Source organism: Amycolatopsis sp. NPDC004378, assembly GCF_053602455.1.
The window spans coordinates 141,508-161,878 of record NZ_JBSGDR010000019.1 but is presented as its reverse complement, the minus strand read 5'-3'; the positions used below and the strand labels follow the sequence as shown (position 1 = coordinate 161,878).

Here is a 20,371-nt window from a genome sequence, read left to right as displayed (position 1 = left end):
CGCTTGCATCGATGATTAGCCTTAATCAAGGCAAGTGTCAACGCCTGATGGGAAACTGGTTGCAAGCGTTTGCGGCGAATGGGGCAGGAGATGCCGGACAAGCTCGACGACGTGGCCCGGCTCGCCGGCGTCTCGGCGGCCACGGTGTCGCGGGCCCTGCGCGGGCGGCCCGGGGTCGCCGAAGGCACGCGGACCCGGGTGCTGGCGGCCGCGGCGCGGCTCGGGTACGCGATCTCGCCCGCCGCGTCGAGCCTGGCCACGGGCCGCACCGGGACGGTCGGCGTGATCGTCCCCTACGTCGACCGCTGGTACTTCTCGCGGCTCATCTCCGGTGTGGAGCGGGTGCTGCGCGACGCCGGGACGAGCCTGCTGCTCTACAACCTCGGCGACGACCCGGGCCGCGCGCGGTTCTTCGCCGATCTGCCGCTGCGGCGCCGCGTCGACGCCGTGCTCGTGCTTTCCCTGCCGCTGACCGGGGCCGAGCGCGACCGGTTGCTCGGCCTCGGCACGCCGCTGGTCACGGTCGGCACCGAGGAGCCCGGCGCGGACTCCGTCGGCATCGACGACCACGCGGCCGCGGTGGGCGCGATGCGCCACCTCGTCCAGCTGGGCCACCGGGAAATCGCGTTCATCGGGGAGAACGCCCCGGTGCCGCTCGGGTTCACGACGCCGCTGCGACGGCTCGAGGCCTACCGCGAGGTCTACCACGCGGTGTGCCGGGAGGACGGCCGCGAGCCGGAGGCGGCGTTCGAGACCGGCGGCGGGTTCACCGTCGCGGGCGGGGAACGCGCGATGGGCACCCTCCTCGGCCTGCCGCGCCGGCCGACCGCGGTGTTCGCCGCCTCCGACGAAATGGCGTTCGGCGCGCTGCGCACGCTGCGCCGGGCCGGGCTTCGGGTGCCGGACGACGTCTCGGTGCTCGGGTTCGACGATCACGAACTGGCCGACCTGCTCGACCTGAGCACGGTCGCGCAGCCCGTGGCCGAGCTCGGCGAGCGGGCCGGGCGGTTGCTGCTCGCGCGATTGTCCGGTGGAAAAATCGCGACATCGCCGTCGATTCTCGGGACACAACTAGTCCTTCGGGGGAGTACCGCGCCACCGAAGGCGCTCTGACCAGCGGTTCTTACGGCGTTGCTCTGTTCGGTCGATTGCGGCCAAGTGGATCACCGGGTCAAATAATCGCCGACAAGGATTAATCGCCGTGAGGAGCTGGCTGTGCACTGGGGGTCCGTGCTCGAAGAAGGCGGAGCGGGGATGGTCCGCCCGTACTTCCGCACCCACGGCCGAACGCGGCCGACGCGGGATCTGCCGATCGAGACGCTGGTGTCGATCACCCAGCGCGGTCAGGCCGTGGTGCGGGGGAGCACGACGGAAGAGTCGGAGATCTGCGCGCTGCTGCGGACCTCCCAGTCGGTCGCGGAGGTCGCCGCGCGGCGGCGGATCCCGCTGGGCGTCGCGCGGGTCCTGCTGTCCGATCTGGCCGACCGGGGGCTGGTCATCGTGCACACCGCGCGCAAGAGTTCCGGGAACCGGCCCAGCCTCGAGCTGATGGAACGCATCCTCCACGGCCTCAGCCGGCTGTGAACTCCCGGATCAGCCGCGCGAGCTCGGCGGGCTGATCGAGCGGGACCAGCGTGTAGCTGTCATCGACCTCGACGAGCTTTCCCTTGGGCAGCAAGGCGGCCAGCCGCTTCCCGTGCTCCGGTGGCATCACGCGGTCCTCGGCGGCCCAGACGACCAGGACGGGCCGGTCGAACGCCGGCAGCCGCTCGGCCGCCTCGACCAGGAGGTTCGGGGCCGCCGCGGCCGCGCGCAGGACGCGGACCGTGTCGCGGCGGACGTCCGCCCGGCTCAGCAGCGGCCGGATCCAGCCCGCCGAAACGGCGTCGCCGCGTTTCGTCAGCCAGCCGAACGCGATCGGGAGCCGGCGCACCGCGCGCAGCCGCATCTGCTGCATGAACGCGCCGAACAACGCCGGTGACAGCTTCCCGGTGAGGAACAGCGTCCTGCCGGTGAGCCCGGGCGGGAAGTTGTCGAAGGCGTCGCACGAGGCGAGCACCACGCGGCTGACCCGCGGAGCACCGTCCGCCATGAGCAGCTGCACCAGCGCGCCGCCGGTGTCGACGCCGACCAGGGTGACGTCCCGCAGGTCGAGCTGCTCCAGGAAGCCGGCCAGCAGGCGGGCGATGCCGGGCATCGAAAGGTCGGCGTCCGTCGGCATCGGGTGCCGGTGCGCGCCCAGCGGCAGCGTCGGGACGACGCAGCGGTGGTCCGGCAGCGCCGCGACCGGGCCGTCCCACAACGTGCCGTCCATCAGCAGGCCGTGGACGAAGACGACGACCGGGCCCGGCCCGCCCGTGTCGGTGTACTCGACGGTGCCCGCCCCCAGCGCGATTTCCATGCCAGAAGTGAACCACGCGGTTCACATTGTGTCGAGAGCTTCCTCCCGCTCCACCGCGCGCAGGAGCGCCTCGAACCCGGCGGCCGCGCCTGCGCCGTCCGGGCTCGTCAGCAGGTCCACGAGGAAGCCGCGCAGGGTCGCGAGGATCATCGAAGCGACCTCGAACTTCCGCTGGTCCGGCCAGCCGGGCGGGCAGAACTCCATGAGCGTCGGCAGGTACTGCTGGGACGCGCCGTGGCCGAGCGCCGCGTACCGGCCCGGGTCGTACATCGCCAGGCCCATCGCCTGGTCGAGGACCCGTCGCAGCTCCGACTCCTCGTCGCGCAGGCTCACCCAGGCGGCGCGGACGCGGTCGGTGAGCGTCGAGGGCGTCTCGGCGACGGCCGTCAGCGCGTTGCCGATCCGCCGTTCCCGCAAGGCGAAGACCGCTTGGCGGAGTAGGTCCTCCGCGCTCGCGAAGTGGTAGAGCAGCACCTTGTGCGTCGTCCCGGCGGCCCGCGCGGCGCGCCGCAGTGAGAAGTCGACCAGGCCGTTCTCGGCGACGTCGTCGGTGACCTTCGCCAGCAGCTCCCGGCGCCGGGCCTCGCCGCGGGCCGAGCCGGTCGAGCGCCGGTAGCCGGTAGCGTTGTCCATGGCCGACAGCTTGGCACGGGGAGGGGTCGTCGATGCGGGTACTGGTGACCGGGGGCAACGCCGGGATCGGGTACTTCGCCGCGGAGCAGCTGGCGTCGGCGGGTGCCGAGGTGGTGATCGGCAGCCGGGACCCGGCGAAGGTGGAAGCCGCGAAGAGCGCCCTTCGCGCGCGGGTCGCCGGGGTGAAGGTCGAGCACGTCCGGATCGACCTCGCGGACCTGGCTTCGCTCGAGGCGGTCGACCCGGGTGAGCTGGACGCCGTCGTCTGCAACGCGGGCGTCATGCTCGACGAGCCGCCGCGGCGCGAGACCCCCGCCGGGCACGAGCTGATGTTCGGCACCAACCACCTCGGCCACTTCGCGCTGGTCGCCCGGCTGATGCCGGTGCTGGCGCCGGACGCGCGCATCGTCACCACCGGCAGCTTCGCGGCCAAGTCCGCGAGCCTCGACTTCGCCGACCTCCAGAGCGAGCGCGACTACCGGCCGAAGCGGGCGTACGAGCGGTCCAAGCTGGCCCAGATGCTGTTCGCGCTGGAGCTCGACCGGCGGCTGCGGGAGGCGGGCTCGAAGCGGCTGAGCGTGGTGGCCCATCCCGGTGGTGCGCTCGACTCGCTGACGCCGTCACGGCCACCCGTGCACGTCCGCACCGCCGGCGAGTGGCTCACGGGGCTGCCGGCCCGGGTTCTGCTGCAGGGCAAGGACGCCGGCGCGCGGCCCGCCGTCCGCGCGGTGCTCGGCCCGGACGTCACCGGCGGCCAGCTGTGGGGCCCGCGCGTCTTCGGCCTGCGCGGCCGCCCGCGGCTCGAGGAACGCTGGAAGAACCTCGCCGACGACGCGGCCGCCGGGCGGCTGTGGGCGGAAAGTGTCACGCTGACCGGGGTGGACCCGCTGGGCTGAGTGCACAGCGCCGACGCCCTGGCTGTGCACATCGCACGGTGACGCCGCCGGAACCGCTGCCTACGGTGCGGGGAACCGTTCCCCTTCCCGGAATAGGAGGTCGGCGTGGCCTCAGCAGTCGGTGTCGATGACTATGCCCTCACCAGAGTGCCGGACCAGGCCCGGTACTCGTGGTGGTCGGTCGCCGTCCAGCGGTTCGGCCAGGTGTCCGCCCTGTCCCAGTTCCTGCTCGGAGCCACCGTCGGCTTCGGGATGAGCTTCTGGAACGCGGTACTGGCGTTCACGTTCGGCTCGGTCATCCTGGAGCTCATCACGATCCTCGTCGGCGTCATCGGCGTCCGCGAAGGTCTTTCGACGTCCATGATCGCCCGCTGGACCGGCTTCGGCCGCGGCGGCTCGGCGCTCATCGGGCTCGCCATCGGGATCAGCCTCATCGGCTGGTTCGGCATCCAGTCCGCGGTCTCCGCGGAAGGGCTCGTCTCGCTCATCGGCGGCCTGCCGGAGTGGGGCTGGGCGCTCGTGTTCGGCCTGCTCGTCACCGCGATCGTGGTGCGCGGCTTCCACTCCATGGCCTGGACGGCGTACGTGACCGTCCCGGCGTTCCTGGTCCTCGTCGGCTGGTCGGTCATCTCGGAGCTGACCCGCCACGACGTCGGCGCGCTCGTCTCCTCGGCCCCGCCCGGGCCGTCGCTGAGCCTGCTCCAGGGCACCACGCTGGTGGCCGGCGGCTTCATCGTCGGCGCCGTCATCACCCCGGACATGACCCGCTTCAACCGGTCCACTTCGGACGTCGTGAAGCAGACGCTCGTCGGGATCACGCTCGGCGAGTACGTCATCGGCCTCTCCGGCGTGCTGCTCGCGCACGCCGTCGGCAGCGCCGGGATCACCACGATCGTGACGTCGTCGGTCGGCTGGGTCGGGCTGCTCATCGTCATCGCCGGCACGATGAAGATCAACGACTGGAACCTGTACTCCTCGGGGCTGGGCGTCGTGAACTTCATCGGCACGGTGTCCGGGCGCAAGGCCCACCGCGGCCTGGTCACCGCGGTACTCGGCATCGCGGGCAGCGTGCTCGCCGCGGCCGGGATCCTGGCCAAGTTCACCGACTTCCTCACCGTGCTGGGCGTCGCGTTCCCGCCGATCGCCGGGATCATGGTCGCCGAGTACTTCGTCGTGAAGAAGTGGCGCGGGGACCTGGAAGCCGCCCGCGCCCGGGGCACGGTTCCCGAAGACGCCCCGGTGTGGGTGCCGGCCACGATCGTCGTCTGGATCGCCGCGGCGCTCTTCGGCGAGTTCGTCGAATGGGGCCTGCCGAGCATCAACTCGCTCGTCGTGGCCTTCGTCCTGTACGTCGTCGCCGGGAAGCTCGGTCTGGTGCGGGGGATCGGCAGCAGCCGGACCGCCGAGACCGCTCCCGCCGTCCAGTCTGCTTAAGGAGAACCTGTGCGCATCGGCATCGACGTCGGCGGCACCAACACCGACGCTGTCCTGCTCGACGGCCGTCAGGTGCTCGCCTCGGTCAAGACCAGCACGACCGCGGACGTCACCTCGGGCATCGTCGCGGCGATCGACGGGCTGCAGCGGCAGCGCGCGTTCGACCCGGCGGGCGTGCGGGCGGTGATGATCGGCACCACGCACTTCATCAACGCGCTCGTCGAGGCCCACCGGCTCGCGCCGACCGCGGCCGTCCGGCTCAGCCTGCCGGCCGGGGCGTCGTTGCCGCCGATGGTCGACTGGCCGCAGCGGCTCGTCGACGCGGTGTCGGGGCGCAGCTACCTGGTCCACGGCGGACACGAGTTCGACGGCCGCCACATCGCGGAGCTCGACGAGAGCGAGCTGCGCAAGGCCGCCGACGACATGGGAACGGCCGGGGTGCGCAGCGTCGCGATCACCTCGGTCTTCTCCCCGGTCAACGCCGAGTTCGAAGCCCGCGCGGCGGAGATCATCGCCGCGCAGCTGCCGGACGTCGCGATCTCGCTGTCCCACGAGATCGGCCGGATCGGCTTGCTGGAACGGGAGAACGCGACGGTCATCAACGCGGCGCTGCGGGAGCTGGCCGCGCACATCGTCGACGGGCTGGCCGCGTCGGTCACCGGCGCGGGCATCACCGCGCCGCTGTACCTGAGCCAGAACGACGGCACGTTGATGGACGTCGACTTCGCCCGCCGCTACCCGGTGGCGACGTTCGCCTCGGGGCCGACGAACTCGATGCGCGGCGCGGCCGTGCTGTCCGGTTTGGACACCTGCGCGGTGGTCGACGTCGGCGGCACGACGTCGGACGTCGGTGTCCTGCGGCAAGGGTTCCCGCGCGAGGCGACCACGGACGTCAGCGTCGCCGGGATCCGCACCAACTTCCGGATGCCGGACGTGCTGTCGATCGGCCTCGGCGGCGGCAGCCGGGTGCGCGGCAACGTCACGGTCGGCCCGGACTCGGTCGGCTACGAGCTGACGTCGAAGGCCCTGGTCTTCGGCGGCGACACGCTCACCGCGACCGACATCGCGGTCGCCGCGGGCCGCGCCGACATCGGTGATCCTTCGCTGGTGTCGCATTTGGACAAGAGCCTGGTGCGTGCCGCACTGGACCGCATCGCGGCCGAGGTGTCCGATGTGGTCGAACGGATGCGGACGTCCGCCGAGCCGTTGCCGGTGGTCGCCGTCGGCGGTGGCTCCGTGCTGCTGCCGGACGAGCTGGCCGGCTGCGGCGAGGTGCACCGGCCGGAGAACTACGCCGTGGCCAACGCGATCGGCGCGGCCATCGCGCAGATCGGCGGCGAGGTCGACCGCGTCTTCGTGATCGAACCGGGCCGCCGGGAAGCCGTCGTCGAAGAGGCCAAGCAGGAGGCGATCGACCGGGCCGTCGCCGCCGGGGCGTCGCCCGCGTCGGTCGGCATCGTCGACTTCGACGAAGTGCCCATCCCGTACCTGCCCGGCAACGCCACGCGCATCCGCGCGAAGGCCGTCGGCGACCTGCAGCTGGGGGCGTGATGCGCGAGATCACGGCGGACGACCTCCACGACATCGCCCGCGGTGCCGCCATCCTCGGCACCGGCGGCGGGGGCGACCCGTACATCGGCCGGCTGCTGGCGCTCTCGGCGGTCCGCTCGTACGGGCCGGTCCCGCTGGTGCCCCTGGCGGAGGTGGGCGACGACGCCGTCGTGCTGCCCGTGGCCATGATGGGTGCGCCGACGGTGATGGTCGAGAAGCTGCCCTCGGCCGAGCAGGTCGGGCTCGCCGCCCGCACGCTCGCCGGCTACCTCGGCAAGGAGCTGACGCACATCGCGTGCGCCGAGGCGGGCGGGGTGAACTCGCTCATCCCGGTCGTCGCGGCCGCGCAGCTGGGGCTCCCGCTGGTCGACGCCGACGGCATGGGCCGGGCGTTCCCCGAGCTGCAAATGGTTTTGCCGACTTTGTACGGCATCCGCGCCACCCCGATGTCCATTGCGGACGAGAAGGGCAACCGCGGGGTGCTGGACACAGTGGACAACCGGTGGGCCGAGCGGCTCGCCCGCTCCGCGACCATCGACATGGGCTGCTCGGCGATGATCAGCAACTACGCGATGTCCGGCTCGCAGGCCCGGGAGTCGCTGGTACCGGGCACGCTCAGCCTGTGCGCCGAACTGGGTGCGCTGGTGCGCGTGGCCCGGGCGGCGCACGAGGACCCGGTCGCTCGCGTGGTCGACCGGCTGGGTGGGCGGCGGCTGTTCAGCGGCAAGGTCGTCGACGTCGCCCGCCGGACGGTCACCGGCTTCGCCCGCGGCGAGGCCCGCCTGTCCGGAATGGACGACGACACCGGCGCGGAACTGGTGCTGCGGTTCCAGAACGAGCACCTGGTCGCCGAGCGCGACGGCGTCGTCGAAGCGTCGGTGCCCGACCTGATCTGCACGCTGGAGCGCGAGTCCGGCGAGGCGGTGACCACCGAAGGGCTGCGCTACGGCCAGCGCGTCACGGTGATCGCCGCTCCCGCCGACCCGCGCTGGCACACGCCGGAAGGCCTCGCGCTCGCCGGGCCGCGGTACTTCGGCTACGACATCGACCCGATCGGAGTCGCCGGGTGAGCTGGACCCTGACCGAAGACCACCTGACCGACCTCGCCCGCGGCGCCGCCGTGCTCGGCACCGGCGGGGGCGGCGACCCGTACGTCGGCCGCCTGCTCGTGCGCGAGGCCATCCGCGAACACGGGCCGGTCACGATCCTCGACCCGTCCGAAGTGGACGACGACGCCCTCGTCGTCCCGACCGCGCAGATGGGCGCGCCGACCGTGGTGCACGAGAAGCTGCCCAACGGCTCGGAACCCGTGCTGGCCCTGCGGACCCTCGAAAAGCACCTCGGGAAACGGGCCGACGCCACGATGCCGATCGAGTGCGGGGGCATCAACTCGATGATCCCGCTGCTCGTCGGCGCGCGGCTCGGTCTGCCGGTCGTCGACGCCGACGGCATGGGCCGGGCGTTCCCCGAACTGCAGATGGAGACGTTCGGCGTCTACGGCGTGCCCGGTTCGCCGATGGCGATCGGCGGCGAGCGCGGCGAGACGACCGTGATCGACACCGGCGCGGACAACCGGCGGATGGAGTGGCTGGCGCGCGGCATCACCATCCGGCTCGGCGGGGTCGCGCACATCGCCGAGTACGCGATGAGCGGCGCCGACGTCAAGCGCACGGCCGTGCCGCAAACGCTTTCGCTGGCGTTGACCGTGGGCCGGACGATCCGTGAGGCACGCGAGTCCAACGAGGACCCGGTCGGCCGGCTGGCGGCGGCGTTGCGCTCGACGCCGTACCAGCACCTGCGGGTGCTGTTCCGCGGCAAGGTGTCCGATGTGGAACGCCGGACCGAGGCGGGCTTCGCGCGCGGCCGGGCGGCGGCCGTGTCGTTCGACGGCGCGCACAAGCTGGAGATCCTGTTCCAGAACGAGAACCTCCTGGCCACTGTGGACGGTGAGGTGCGCTGCCTGGTGCCGGACCTGATCTGCGTGCTGGAGTCCGAGTCCGCCGAGCCGATCACCACCGAGACGCTGCGGTACGGGCAGCGCGTCACCGTCGTCGGCATCTCGACCCCGGCGCTGATGCGCACGCCCGAGGCGCTGGACACCTTCGGCCCGGGCGCGTTCGGGCTCGCCCACGACTTCCGGCCCGTCGAGGAGATCGCGTGAGCCTCGCCGGGAAGCACGTAGTGATCATCGGCGGCGGGTCGGGCATCGGGCTCGAAGTGGCCCGGCGTGCGTCGGCGGCGGGTGCGTCGGTGCACCTCGGCGGGCGGACGCCGGAGAAGCTGTCGACTGCGGCGAAGGAGGTCGGCGGCACCTGGCAGGTCGTCGACACCACGGACCAGGGCTCGCTGGCCACGTTCTTCGGCGCGCTCGACCGCGTCGACCACCTGTTCACGCCCGGCGCGTCCTACACGGTCGGGCCGCTGCGGGAGCTCGGTGACGAGGACGCGGCCAGCCCGTTCGTGACGAAGTTCTGGGGCCAGTACCACGCCGTCAAGCACGCCGTGCCGAAGCTGGCTCCCGACGCCTCGATCGTGCTGATGTCCGGCGCGGCGAGCGTCCGGCCGCCGGGAGCGGCGCCCGCCTACGTCGCCTGCAACGCGGCGGTCGAAGGCCTCGGCCGCGGACTCGCGGTCGAGCTGGCACCGGTCCGGGTGAACGTCGTCGCGCCCGGCACGATCGACGGCGCCCTGTGGGCCGGGCGGCCGGCCGACGTCCGGGAGGCGAGTTTCGCCCAGTACCGCGCGGACACGCTGCTGCACCGCGTCGGCAAGGAGTCCGAAGTGGCCGATGCCGTGCTGTACCTGTTCGGCAGCACCTACACCACGGGGTCGACGCTCTACCCCGACGGCGGCTACGCGCTGCGCTGAGCTCGTCTACTGTGGTCGTTCATGCGCATCACGGCCGGTGACGTGGCCGCCCTCGAACGCGGGGTGGCCCTGCTCGGGTCCGGCGGTGGCGGGGACACCGCCACCGCCGCGGTCCTGCTGCGGCGGCTGGTCGCAGCAGGCCGCTCACTCGCCGTGCAAGCGATCGAAGAGTTGCCATCGTCGGCCGGGGTCGTGCCGATCGGCATCGTCGGCGCCACCGCGGCGTTCACCGAGAAGCTGCCCGGCGGCGACGAGTTCGCGGCCGCGGTGGCCGCCGTCGAACGCTGGACCGGCGAGCGCGCCGACGCCCTGATGTCCATCGAGATCGGCGGGCTCAACGGGTTGCTGCCCCTGGTCGTCGCCGACCAGCTCGGGCTGGGCTACGTCGACGCCGACCTCGCCGGGCGGGGCCTGCCCCGGCTCGACCAGTTCTCCGTCGCCGCGACCGGCCGCGGCATCGCGCCCGCCGCGCTGGCCGAGCCCGGCGGGCAGGTGGTGGTGCTGGCGGCGGGGTCCGACGCCGTGATCGAGCGGGGTACCCGGGCGTTCCTGGCCGGCTCCGGCGGGTGGGCGGCGTTCGCGCTCGCCCCGATCCCGGCGGGCGAGCTGGCCGCGTGCACGGTGCCGGGGACGACGAGCGGCGCGCTGGCGCTCGGCCGCCGGGTGCTCGCCGCGGGGGAAAGCCCGGCGCGGGACGCGCTCGAAGCCGCCCTCAAAGGTTCGGTCCTGGCCCGCGGCCGGGTCCTGGAAGTGGCGCGGCACGTCGGACCCGGACAGCACGGCAGCCCGGGGTTCGGCCGGGGCAGCGTCACCCTCGCCGACCACCGCGACGGCGCGCTGCTGCGGCTGGAGATGGAGAACGAGTACCTGCTCGCCCTGCGCGACGGCACACCGGTGGCGTCCACTCCGGACGTCCTTTCGGTACTGGACCACCGCACCGGCGTCCCGGTGTCGTGCGACGCGATCCGCGCGGGCGTGGAGGTCGACGTCGTCCGGCTGGCGGCGGCGCCGTTCTGGACCGACCCGCGGTGGCTGCCGGTGGTCCGGCCCCGCGCGTACGGCATCGACTGCGACCCGGTGGGGCTCCCGTGACACTGCGACGGGTGCTCGCGCTGCCGGGCTGGGCGGAGCACGTCGCCCTGCTGGCCGGGTCGGCCGGTCTCGACCGTCCACTCGCGACGGTCAAGGCCACTTTGGACGCTTCGCACGTCCCGGTGGCCGGGGAGCTGACGGTCGTCGTCCGGCCGATCGCCGGCACCGACTGGCAGATCGACGCGCTGCTGCGGCGGTGTGCCGACGCCGGGGCCACCGGGGTGCTGCTGCCGGCGACCGAGCCGCTCACCGCGTCGCGCCTGCTCGCCGACCGCCTGGGCGTGCCGCTGCTGAGCACTGCCGCGTCGCCGCTGGACCTGCTCGTCGAGGCGCGGCTCCTGCTCGCGGCACCGGAACTGGACCGCGCGGAGCTGCTGCTGGCGACCCACCGCGCCCTCGGCGACCGGCTGCGCCCGCCCGAAGAGGTCGTCGCGGTGCTGCGGCGGCTGCTGCGTTCGCCGGTCGCGGTGCTCGACGACCGCGGCGCCCCGCTGGCCGGGGAGGTTTCCGGGCGCGTCCGGCTCGACGAGGCCGTGCCGCAGCGGATCGAACTCAACGAGGGGGTCCTGCTCGCGCACCCGGTGCTGCTGCAGCGGCCCGCGATGTGGCTGGCCGCCGAGGTGGACGCCGCCCGGGCCGACGTCGTCCCGCCCGCGCTCGCGGTGGCGGCCGGGGCGCTGCAGCGCTGGCTGCTGGCGAACCGGCTGGAGCTGGAACGCGACGCGCGCTCGCGCACGGCGTTGCTCGGCGACCTCCTGCGCCTGGACACCGAGCCGGGCGCGGACCTTCGCCGCCGCGTCGCCGACGCGGGCTGGCGGCTCGGCGGCTGGCACGCCGGGCTGCACCTCGGCGTCCCGGCGGCGGTCGACACGGTGGCACGCACCCAGGAAGTGGTGCGCGCGCTGCGAGCCGAGGACGTCGACGCGGTGGTCGTCGAGCACGGCGACGGCTGGACCGGCTGGGTCACCTTCGACCACGAGCCGACCGCGGAGCGCGTCCGGTCCCTGGCGGCCCGGCTGCAGGCGGTGCACCGGGCGGTGCGCCTGGGCGGGCACATGGGGGTCGGGCGGCCGCACCCGCGGCCGGAAGGCCTGGCGACGACGGTCGCGGAGGCCCTCGACGCGGCCCGGCTGGCCGCGACCCGGCCCGAAACGGGCCACTTCCTGCACGTCGACCAGCTCGGCATGGCCCAGCTGCTGCTGGAGTGGACCCGCACGGACACGTTCGAACCGGCGGCGCGCGCCCTGGTCGCGCCGCTGCGGGACGCCCCGGGCGACCTGGTCAGGACGCTTTCGGCCTACCTGGACGCGGAGTCGTCGATCGCCGAGACCGCCACGGTGCTGGGCGTGCACCGCAACACCGTGGCGGCCCGGGTCGCCCGGATCGAGCAGCTGCTGGGCGTCGACCTGTCCCGCCCGGACGAGAGGCTGGCCCTGCACCTCGCGTCCCGGGCGGTGATCCTCGCCGAGGAGTGACTAGTTGTCGTCCCCGCCGGTGACGTTCCCGATGCTGGCGGGCACACCCTTGATCATGTCGACGACGGTCTTCCCGGCCAGCCCCGACTTGCCGAACCACGGATCGGTCATGATCTTGATGGCCGACTCGAACCGCTCGGCGCCTTCCTTGCCGAAGACCTTGCCGAGCTCGTGCACGGAGAAGTTGCTGATCTTGTCGAACTTCTGCATGATCTCCGGCGTCACACCGTCGACTTTGGACAGTTTGTCCTTGATGACATCGGTCATCTGATCGGTGAACGGCTTGTGCGGCTTGGGATCCGGAGTGGCCGACGACGGGGTGCTGTCGGGCTTCGGCTCGGGTGTGGTGTCCGGCTTGGGCTCGGGTGTGGTGTCGGGCTTCGGTTCGGGCTTGGGTTCGGGGGTGGCCGACGAGGGGGTGGAGTTCGGCTTCGGCTCGGGCGTGGTGTCCGGTTTCGGTTCGGGCTTGGGTTCCGGGGTGGCCGAGGATGGGGTGGTGTCGGGTTTCGGTTCGGGCTTTGGCTCCGGGGTGGTGTCGGGCTTGGGCTCGGGCTTGGGTTCCGGGGTGGCGGACGAGGGTGTGGTGTCGGGCTTCGGTTCGGGGGTCGTGTCCGGTTTCGGCTCCGGTGTGGTGTCCGGTTTCGGTTCGGGCTTGGGGTCGGGGGTGGCCGAGGATGGGGTGGTGTCGGGTTTCGGTTCGGGCTTTGGCTCCGGGGTGGTGTCCGGCTTGGGCTCGGGCTTGGGTTCCGGGGTGGCGGACGCGGGTGTGGTGTCGGGCTTCGGTTCGGGCTTTGGCTCCGGTGTGGTGTCCGGCTTGGGCTCGGGCTTGGGATCCGGGGTGGCCGAGGACGGTGTGGTGTCCGGCTTCGGCTCGGGCTTCGGGGCCGGGGTCGGGGTCGGGTCCGGCTTGGGGGTGGGCTTCGGGGTGGGCGTTGGCGTCAGGCTGCCCGCCGGGGGCTTGACCGCTGCCAGGTCGTCGCCCGCTTTGCCCATCTTGGCCAGGGCCTGGACCAGGTCCGCCAGCTTCTTGCCCAGCTCCGCCAGCTTGGCGCCGATCTTGCCCAGGGCCGTGGCCACCGTGCCGATCGTCGTCGTGATGAACAGGGCGATCGAGGCGCCGAACGTCACCGGGGCCAGGGCCGCCGCGATCAGAGCGCCCTTGACGATCGTGGCCAGGAGCATCGCGATCAGGTCGCGGAGGATGCCGCGGAACGCGCCTACGATGCCGCCCGCGATCTTCATGTTCTTGCCGGCCTGGTCGAGGTAGCCGCCCAGGGAACCCAGCTGCTCGGTGACCGCGTCCATGTCCTTCTTGAACTGCTCGGCGGCCTTGCCCTCCCAGTCCTTCATGAGCGTGTCGAGCGCCTGCTGGTGCTGCGCCGACCAGTCCTCGAGCTTCTTCTTCTCCGCCGTGAGCGCTTCGCTGGCCGCCGCGATGCCGATCGGGTCGCCCATCAGGATGTCCAGTGGCCACCGCAGGATGGTGATGTGCTCGATGAGCCAGCCGATCCCGGCGGTCAGCAGGCTGCCGATCGGGTCCAGCACCAGGCCGATCGTCTCCAGCGCCATGCCCGCCGCGCCGATGCCGATCGCGACCTTGTCGTTGTCCTTGACGGCCTTGTCCAGACCGATCGCCGCTTCGAAGAAGCCCGCGCCGGCCGAGGCGTTGTCGCTGTTGAAGAGTTCGGAGCCGTGGAGGCTGACGTCCTTGCTCTGGTAGTCGTCGGCCACTATTCGAACCTCACGATCGAGTCGACGGCGTCTTCCTCGCCGGACTTGTAGCGCTTCGCGGCCTCGGCGACCTTGTCGGAGAACTCGCCGATCGTCTTGGCGTAGTCGCCGAACTGGTGGTGCGCCTTGTCCGTCCAGGTGCTCGCGCCCGCGGCCATCAGCTGGCACGCCGGGTTGATGCCGAACATGCCGGGGTCGCAGGTCATGCCGCCGACCAGGTCGGCCGTGCTCTGCAGGTTGCGCTGGAGTTCGTCGAGGTGCTGGCCGAACTTCGCCAGGGGTTCGGAATCGACCCGGAAGCCGCCGCCGCTCACCAGGGGTTCGATTCGTCGTCGGAGTGGTCGTCGGCCGGGGGACGGCGACGCGGCGCGGCCGGCGGCGGGGTCGCCGGCGGCGGCGGGGTCGCCGGCGGCGGCGGGGTGCGCTCGGGCTCGGCGCTTTCCGGCGCCGCGAAGTCGCCGTCCGGCGGCGGGTCCGGCGGCAGGAAGGAACGCACCATGTCGGTCGACTCGCCGTCGCCGTTGATGGTCGCGAAGGAGTCCGCGACGGCGCGGGCGGTCTGGCGCTGCGCGTCGCGCACCGCGCCCATGATCGCCGCGGTCAGCCGCGCCGGGCCCAGTTCGCACGCCCGGTGGCCGAGCTCCAGGTTCGTCAGCGCGCCGTTCGGCGCGAGCGTCACGGTGACCGACCCGTCGCGGGTGCGGACCGTGGCCCCGGCGGCGGAAAGCGCTTCGTTCAGCGCGGCCGCTTTCGTCTGCATGTCCCGGACCTGCCGCTCGAGCAGCAGTTGGAAGTCTTCACCTGGCCCCAGGTTCGGTTGCACGAATTCAACTCCTCGCCACGCCGGGGTGCGGGGCCGCCCAGCCCCATGATCGGGCCAGATTAGCGCACACCGGACATTCATCTGCTGATCGCCGGGGCGATGCCTCGTTTTCTCCCCGATGTTGCCCTCGAATGCCCTCGATCGGGTTTGACCCGGACCGCGCTCCGGGTTGCACGATCGGGGCATGACACTCGACGACTACCGGGCGCTGGGCCGCTCCGGGCTGCGGGTCTCGCCGCTGGCGCTGGGCGCGATGACCTTCGGCACCGGGTCCCTCTGCGCCGACGACGGCACCGCCCGCAAGCTCTTCCGCAGCTACGTCGAGCGCGGCGGCAACTTCGTGGACACCGCGAACAACTACAGCGCCGGCCGCAGCGAGGAGCTGGTCGGCGAGTTCCTCCGGGACGTCGACCGCGACGACGTCGTCCTCGCCACCAAGTACTCCGGCCCCGACTTCCGCGACGGCGTCCCGCGATCCGACGTCCGCCGCCGCAGCAACGGGCGCAAGAACATGGTCGCCTCGCTCGAGGCGTCGCTGCGGCGCCTGCGCGTCGACCACGTCGACCTCTACTGGCTGCACCTCTGGGACGGCTTCACCCCGGCCGAAGAGGTGATGGCCGCGTTCGACGACCTCGTGCGCGCCGGGAAGATCCGGGCGGCCGGGCTCAGCGACGTCCCGGCCTGGTACGCGACGAAGGCCGCCATGCTCGGCGGCCCGCCGGTGACGGCGCTGCAGCTGGAGTACTCGCTGATCGAGCGCGCGATCGAGGCCGAGTACGTGCCGCTGGCCCGGGAGTTCGGCATCGCGGTCCAGCCGTGGGGCGCGATCGGCGGCGGGTTCCTGTCCGGCAAGTACACCCGCGACGGCGCGGGCAGCGGACGGCTCGCCGAGGCGGCCGCGTTCCGGTCCCTGCCGGACACCCGCTGGGCGATCCTGGACGCCGTCCGCGAGGTCGCCGCCGAAGCCGGCGCGACACCCGCCCAGGTCGCCCTCCACTGGGTGACCCGCCGGCCGGAGATGCCCGCGCCGCTGATCGGTGCCCGGACGACCGAGCAGCTCACCGAAACCCTCGGCGCGCTCACGCTCGGCCTCACCGGCGCGCAGCTCGACCGGCTCACCGAGGTCAGCGCACCGGAACTGCCGTTCCCGCACGGTGTCCTGGCGCGGCTCAACGCCGGGCTGCCGCGCTAGCCGCGTCCCCGGTGGCCGCCGCTGTCGTCGGCGACCGTCTCGGCGTGCGGCTCGCCGCCCCGGCAGGTCACGACCGTCGTGTTCTCGGCCCCGTCGCTCTTGAACTTGACCGACGCGGTGGCGGCCGGGCCGCGCGAGACGTCGTCGGTGCGGTAGCCCGGGGCCGGGCTCCACGACACCAGCTCGACCCGGTCCCCGGTGCACTTCGCCACGAGGCTGCCGCCGGGGACGGTCAGGCCGCGCGGCGCCGGCGCGCTCGACGACGCCGGTGGCGCCGGGGTCGTGCTCGGCGGCACGGTTTCCAGCGCGCGGGCGACGTCTTCTTGGGACAGCGGCCGGCTCTGGGGGCCGAGGATGCCCGCGCCGACGACGTCGAGGGCGGCCGTGCCGACCGCGGCGGTGGCCGCGGCGGCCACCAGCCAGCCCGCCGTCATCAGCAGTCCACGCCCGGTCACCCGTCCACTGTGCCATCCGCGCGGGTTAAAGCGGGGCTAAGACGCCCTTAGCGTTCGCCACGGGCCCGGCGAAGCGGCTTCGCGTGTGTAGCCTCCGGGAATGGCGATCGTGCTGCTCGTCGAGGACGACCCGACCATCCGCACGGCCGTGCTGCGCGCGCTGACCGAGCGGGGGCACACGGTGACGTCCGCGCCGACCGCGATGGCCGGGCTGCAGGCGGCCGTCACCGACCGGCCCGACGTCGTCCTGCTCGACCTCGGGCTGCCGGACCTGGACGGCCGCGAGGTGCTGCGGATGATCCGGGCGGTCAGCGCGGTGCCGATCATCGTGGTCACCGCGCGCGGGGCCGAGGAGGAGATCGTCCGGCTGCTCGACGCCGGCGCCGACGACTACGTGGTCAAGCCGTTCGGCGGGGCGCAGCTCGACGCGCGGATCCGCGCGGTGCTGCGGCGGGCCGAGCCGGAGGAGACGGCGGCCCCGGTGGTCGTCGGCGGGCTGTCGGTCGACGCGCGCACCCGGCAGGCGTCGCTCGACGGCGCACCGCTGGACCTGACACCGCGCGAGTTCGACCTCCTGCACTACCTGGCGAGCCGGGCCGGGACCGTGGTCAGCAAGCGCGAGCTGCTCGCCGACGTCTGGAAGCTGCCGTACGCCGGCGCGGACAAGACCGTCGACGTCCACTTGTCCTGGCTGCGGCGCAAGCTCGGCGAGACCGCGCAGGAGCCGCGGTACCTGCACACCGTGCGCCGCGTGGGGGTCCGGCTCGCCGAACCGGGGGCCGGGGCGTGAGGAAACGGCTCGCGGTGCTGGTCGCCGCCGCGATGAGCCTGGTGCTCGTCGCGTTCCTCGTCCCGCTGGCGATCCTGCTGCGGTCGGTCACGGCCGACCGCGCGGTCACCGCCGCCACGGCGAAGGCTCAGTCCCTGACGTCGCTGGTGGCGACGGCCGACGCGGCGGCCCTGCGGCCGGCGGTCGACCAGCTGAACACGACCGCGGGCCACCCGGTGACGGTGTTCCTCCCGGACGGCACCGTGCTCGGCACGCCCGTGCCGCGCACCCCGGGCGTCACGCTGGCCGCCGCGCAGGGCAGCAGCCTGACCGTCGAGGACGCCGGCGGGCGCGAAATCCTCGTCGCGGTCCAAGGCCTGCCGCGCGGCACCGCCGTCGTGCGGGCGTTCGTCGACCGCGCGGAGCTGACCCGCGGGCTGGGCGCGGCGTGGCTGGTGCTGGCCGGGCTCGGCGTGGTGCTGCTCGCGCTCGGCGTGTTCGTCGCCGACCGGCTGGCTCGCTCGATCGTGCGGCCGGTCCACGAGCTCGCCGCCGTGTCACGGCGGCTCGCGGAGGGCGACCTCGACGCGCGGGCCGTCCCGGGTGGACCGGGGGAGGTCCGCTCGGTCGCCGCCGCGCTCAACCTCCTCGCCGCGCGGATCCGGGACCTGGTCCGGCAGGAACGCGAGGCCGTCGCGGACATCTCGCACCGCCTGCGGACGCCGTTGACCGTGCTGCGCCTGGACGCCGAGTCGTTGGGCGACCCGGCCGAGGCCGAGCGGATCACCGCCCACGCCGAGAGCCTGGAGCGTCAGGTCACCGCGCTCATCGACCAGGCCCGCGCGCGCGACTCGGCGCCCGGCTCGTGCGACGCGGCGGCCGTCGTCGGCGAGCGCGCCGGGTTCTGGTCGGTGCTCGCGCAGGACCAGGACCGCGCCGTGACCGTCGCGCTCGACCCCGGTCCGCTGCCCGTCGCGGTCGGCGAGCCGGAGCTGGCGGCGTGCCTGGACGCGGTGCTGGGCAACGTTTTCGCGCACACGCCGGAAGGAACGGCGTACACGATCCGGCTGATGGCGGCTCCCGGCGGAGCGCGGCTGGAGGTTGCGGACGAGGGCCCCGGGTTCGACTTCGACGGCGTCGAGCGCGGCGCGAGCGGAGCCGGGTCGACCGGGCTCGGGCTGGACATCGCGCGCCAGACCGCCCGCGCGTCCGGCGGGACGTTCCACGTCTCGCGCGTCCGGCCGCGGGGGGCGCGGGTCGTGCTGGAACTGGGGAAGCCCTTAGGGATGCCTTAAGGCCCGCGCAGTGCGGCGCTATCGCTCGGTGCGTGATGCTCGTTTCGTTGGCAGGGAACGAAAGGAGCGCACATGCGCAAGATTATGGTGATCGCCGCGGCGGGCGCGGCGCTGGCGGTCGGAGGGACCACGGCGGCGCTGGCCGCGGGCTCGCACTCCGGGACCGACGACGGGGTCCGGGTGCCCACCTCGAGCGTGCCGTCGAGCACCGGCGCCACCTCTTCGCAGCAGACCACGTACCCGACGCGCACCCACGACCTCGGCGACGACCACGGCGGCCGGCGCGCGGAACCGGGTGACGACCACGGTGGCCGCCAGGCGGAACCGGGTGACGACCACGGCAGCCGCCAGGCGGAACCGGGTGACGACCACGGTGGCCGCCAGGCGGAACCGGGTGACGACCACGGACGCCACCACGAAGGCGGCGACGACCACGGCGGCCGCCGCTGACCCCGTAGCAGTCCACAGTGGACCTGGGCGGACGGCGCGGTGGCCGTCCGCCCAGGGGTGTCACGGCGTGGCGGGACCCGCGGTGACCGCGCCGACCGTCAGGCCGTGCGCCTCGGCGGAGTCGTCGAGCGGGCCCTGGTTCCACGGCAGCGTGATCGCCGGGTCGCTTGTGTCGCCGCGCGGGGTCGTCGTCTGCGGCGCCGTGACCGTCACGCTCGCCGGCCGCACCTGGTTCTCCGGGCCCTCGATGCCGGTCCAGTGCAGCAGCATCGACGCGGGCGCGCCCTCGGCGACGGTGACCGACGGCGCGTCGGCCGCGGCCGGGTCGGGCGTCACGGTCACGCCGGGCGCGCCGGCCAGCGCGACCGGCAGTGCGCCCTGCAGGGTGCAGGATTCGCCGGGCTTCGCGGCGAACTCGACGGACGCGTACCGCTGGCCCGCACCCGGGGAGCCGGCCACCAGCGTCGTGTCGACCTGGGCCGAGGTGCAGCGGAAGTCGGTCGGCATGGCGGCCGCGGTCCCGGCCGTGGCGAGGACGGCGGCACCGGTCACGGTCAAGGCGGTCACGGTGCGGCGGACGCTCGGACGAGTGGTCATGAGCGGAATCCCCTTCCCTGCGTAGGTAAGTCCTTCACCGGACTTCGCGTACACAAGGAAAGATGCCCACGACCCGATCAGGTTAGCTCCGAAGTGCGATTGCCCGCACAAAAGCAACCCTCGGTGATCTTGAACGTCTCACCGGTGCGTGGCGGCGGCCCGCTCGATCTCCGCGCACCGCTGCGTCCAGAACTCGCTGTCCCGGGCCGGGGCGCTGGTCGTGCCGTCGAGCTGCTCGCGCAGGATGTCGGCGTGCCCGGCGTGCCGGGTGGTCTCGGTGAGCACGTGCACCATGACGTTGAACAGCAGGACGTCCGGCCGCGGCCACCACGGGACGTGGCCGGGGGCGTCGATGGGCAGCGCCGCGATCGTCGCGTCGGCGTGCGCCGCCGCGCGCTCGAACCGGTCGACGACGTCCGCGCGGGTCTCGTCTTCGGTCGCCCAGAAGTCGCGGCCGCGCGTCTCGAGGTCGTCCCAGCGGGGCAGCGGCTCGGGGAACGGCCGGCCGAACACCTCGCCAAGGTACCGCGTCTCCCACAGCGCCAGGTGTTTCACCAGGCCGAGCAGGTTGGTCCCGGTCGCGGTCAGGGGACGGCGGACGTCGTACTCGCTCAAGCCCTCCAGCTTCTCCAGCACGGCCTCGCGGGCCTCACGCAGATCGTCGTGCAGGTACTGTTTCGCGAACTCGTCGATCACCGCACCGAGCATG

22 protein-coding genes are annotated in these 20,371 nt (G+C 73.1%); 14 read left to right on the top strand and 8 right to left on the bottom strand.

Features of this window, described 5'->3' with window-relative positions; genetic code table 11:
• The first annotated feature begins 90 nt into the window (after window positions 1–90).
• Together ACWEN0_RS38510 and ACWEN0_RS38505 are read left to right on the top strand one after the other, a co-directional pair.
• The gene (locus ACWEN0_RS38510) at window positions 91–1,113 is read left to right on the top strand and encodes a LacI family DNA-binding transcriptional regulator (protein WP_451984885.1); all 1,023 of its coding nucleotides are present in this window, start codon (window positions 91–93) and stop codon (window positions 1,111–1,113) included.
• A gap of 102 nt (window positions 1,114–1,215) precedes the next feature.
• The gene (locus ACWEN0_RS38505; protein ID WP_451984883.1) at window positions 1,216–1,584 is read left to right on the top strand and encodes a DUF742 domain-containing protein; all 369 of its coding nucleotides are present in this window, start codon (window positions 1,216–1,218) and stop codon (window positions 1,582–1,584) included.
• Here ACWEN0_RS38505 and ACWEN0_RS38500 read toward each other — a convergent pair.
• Both ACWEN0_RS38500 and ACWEN0_RS38495 read right to left on the bottom strand, forming a co-directional pair.
• Complete coding sequence (locus tag ACWEN0_RS38500; RefSeq protein WP_451984881.1) at window positions 1,571–2,401, bottom strand: alpha/beta fold hydrolase; 831 nt, start codon at window positions 2,399–2,401, stop codon at window positions 1,571–1,573. The two genes, ACWEN0_RS38505 and ACWEN0_RS38500, sit on opposite strands and share 14 nt — an antisense overlap.
• Window positions 2,402–2,422: 21 nt before the next feature.
• A complete protein-coding gene (locus tag ACWEN0_RS38495; protein WP_451984879.1) occupies window positions 2,423–3,034 on the bottom strand; it encodes a TetR/AcrR family transcriptional regulator in 612 nt (203 codons plus the stop codon).
• A 32-nt stretch (window positions 3,035–3,066) separates the two neighbouring features.
• On the opposite strand from ACWEN0_RS38495, the gene ACWEN0_RS38490 reads away from it, so the two are divergent.
• From ACWEN0_RS38490 to ACWEN0_RS38455, 8 genes are all read left to right on the top strand, one after another.
• Window positions 3,067–3,930, top strand: a complete 864-nt coding sequence (locus ACWEN0_RS38490) for an SDR family NAD(P)-dependent oxidoreductase (RefSeq protein ID WP_451984877.1) — start codon at window positions 3,067–3,069, stop codon at window positions 3,928–3,930.
• Between the two features lie 105 nt (window positions 3,931–4,035).
• On the top strand, window positions 4,036–5,364 hold the full coding sequence (locus ACWEN0_RS38485; protein WP_451984875.1) for a purine-cytosine permease family protein: 1,329 nt from the start codon (window positions 4,036–4,038) through the stop codon (window positions 5,362–5,364).
• Between the two features lie 9 nt (window positions 5,365–5,373).
• On the top strand, window positions 5,374–6,915 hold the full coding sequence (locus tag ACWEN0_RS38480) for a hydantoinase/oxoprolinase N-terminal domain-containing protein (RefSeq protein WP_451984873.1): 1,542 nt from the start codon (window positions 5,374–5,376) through the stop codon (window positions 6,913–6,915).
• Window positions 6,915–7,985 (top strand): DUF917 domain-containing protein, encoded by a 1,071-nt coding sequence (locus ACWEN0_RS38475; RefSeq protein ID WP_451984871.1) that lies wholly within the window; start codon window positions 6,915–6,917, stop codon window positions 7,983–7,985. The genes ACWEN0_RS38480 and ACWEN0_RS38475 overlap by 1 nt, the downstream gene beginning before the upstream one ends.
• Entirely contained in the window at window positions 7,982–9,076 is a 1,095-nt protein-coding gene (locus ACWEN0_RS38470) for a DUF917 domain-containing protein (RefSeq protein WP_451984869.1), read from the top strand. Before ACWEN0_RS38475 ends, ACWEN0_RS38470 begins: the two co-directional genes overlap by 4 nt.
• A complete protein-coding gene (locus ACWEN0_RS38465) occupies window positions 9,073–9,783 on the top strand; it encodes an SDR family oxidoreductase (protein ID WP_451984867.1) in 711 nt (236 codons plus the stop codon). Before ACWEN0_RS38470 ends, ACWEN0_RS38465 begins: the two co-directional genes overlap by 4 nt.
• A 21-nt stretch (window positions 9,784–9,804) precedes the next feature.
• A complete protein-coding gene (locus tag ACWEN0_RS38460) occupies window positions 9,805–10,875 on the top strand; it encodes a DUF917 domain-containing protein (RefSeq protein ID WP_451984865.1) in 1,071 nt (356 codons plus the stop codon).
• The gene (locus ACWEN0_RS38455; RefSeq protein ID WP_451984863.1) at window positions 10,872–12,350 is read left to right on the top strand and encodes a PucR family transcriptional regulator; all 1,479 of its coding nucleotides are present in this window, start codon (window positions 10,872–10,874) and stop codon (window positions 12,348–12,350) included. The genes ACWEN0_RS38460 and ACWEN0_RS38455 overlap by 4 nt, the downstream gene beginning before the upstream one ends.
• On the opposite strand, the gene ACWEN0_RS38450 is transcribed toward ACWEN0_RS38455, so the two are convergent.
• Genes ACWEN0_RS38450 through ACWEN0_RS38440 form a run of 3 tightly spaced genes read right to left on the bottom strand, consistent with a single transcriptional unit; the run spans window position 12,351 to window position 14,904 of the window.
• Complete coding sequence (locus ACWEN0_RS38450) at window positions 12,351–14,081, bottom strand: hypothetical protein (RefSeq protein WP_451984861.1); 1,731 nt, start codon at window positions 14,079–14,081, stop codon at window positions 12,351–12,353.
• On the bottom strand, window positions 14,081–14,395 hold the full coding sequence (locus ACWEN0_RS38445; protein WP_451984859.1) for a hypothetical protein: 315 nt from the start codon (window positions 14,393–14,395) through the stop codon (window positions 14,081–14,083). Before ACWEN0_RS38445 ends, ACWEN0_RS38450 begins: the two co-directional genes overlap by 1 nt.
• Window positions 14,392–14,904 (bottom strand): YbaB/EbfC family nucleoid-associated protein, encoded by a 513-nt coding sequence (locus tag ACWEN0_RS38440; protein WP_451984857.1) that lies wholly within the window; start codon window positions 14,902–14,904, stop codon window positions 14,392–14,394. Before ACWEN0_RS38440 ends, ACWEN0_RS38445 begins: the two co-directional genes overlap by 4 nt.
• A gap of 184 nt (window positions 14,905–15,088) precedes the next feature.
• On the opposite strand from ACWEN0_RS38440, the gene ACWEN0_RS38435 reads away from it, so the two are divergent.
• Entirely contained in the window at window positions 15,089–16,096 is a 1,008-nt protein-coding gene (locus ACWEN0_RS38435) for an aldo/keto reductase (RefSeq protein ID WP_451984855.1), read from the top strand.
• On the opposite strand, the gene ACWEN0_RS38430 is transcribed toward ACWEN0_RS38435, so the two are convergent.
• Window positions 16,093–16,551, bottom strand: coding sequence for a hypothetical protein (locus tag ACWEN0_RS38430; RefSeq protein ID WP_451984853.1), 459 nt, complete (start codon window positions 16,549–16,551; stop codon window positions 16,093–16,095). The genes ACWEN0_RS38435 and ACWEN0_RS38430 overlap by 4 nt on opposite strands.
• Before the next feature lie 100 nt (window positions 16,552–16,651).
• Between ACWEN0_RS38430 and ACWEN0_RS38425 the strand changes: the two genes are divergently transcribed.
• From ACWEN0_RS38425 to ACWEN0_RS38415, 3 genes are all read left to right on the top strand, one after another.
• Window positions 16,652–17,341, top strand: a complete 690-nt coding sequence (locus tag ACWEN0_RS38425) for a response regulator transcription factor (RefSeq protein WP_451984851.1) — start codon at window positions 16,652–16,654, stop codon at window positions 17,339–17,341.
• Complete coding sequence (locus tag ACWEN0_RS38420) at window positions 17,338–18,615, top strand: HAMP domain-containing protein (RefSeq protein WP_451984849.1); 1,278 nt, start codon at window positions 17,338–17,340, stop codon at window positions 18,613–18,615. Before ACWEN0_RS38425 ends, ACWEN0_RS38420 begins: the two co-directional genes overlap by 4 nt.
• Window positions 18,616–18,687: 72 nt before the next feature.
• Complete coding sequence (locus ACWEN0_RS38415) at window positions 18,688–19,065, top strand: hypothetical protein (RefSeq protein ID WP_451984847.1); 378 nt, start codon at window positions 18,688–18,690, stop codon at window positions 19,063–19,065.
• Between the two features lie 60 nt (window positions 19,066–19,125).
• Here the strand turns inward: ACWEN0_RS38415 and ACWEN0_RS38410 are convergent, their stop codons facing one another.
• Together ACWEN0_RS38410 and ACWEN0_RS38405 are read right to left on the bottom strand one after the other, a co-directional pair.
• Window positions 19,126–19,662 (bottom strand): DUF4232 domain-containing protein, encoded by a 537-nt coding sequence (locus ACWEN0_RS38410; protein WP_451984845.1) that lies wholly within the window; start codon window positions 19,660–19,662, stop codon window positions 19,126–19,128.
• Window positions 19,663–19,800: 138 nt separating this feature from the next.
• Entirely contained in the window at window positions 19,801–20,370 is a 570-nt protein-coding gene (locus ACWEN0_RS38405) for a DinB family protein (RefSeq protein WP_451984843.1), read from the bottom strand.
• Between the last annotated feature and the right edge of the window lies 1 nt (window position 20,371).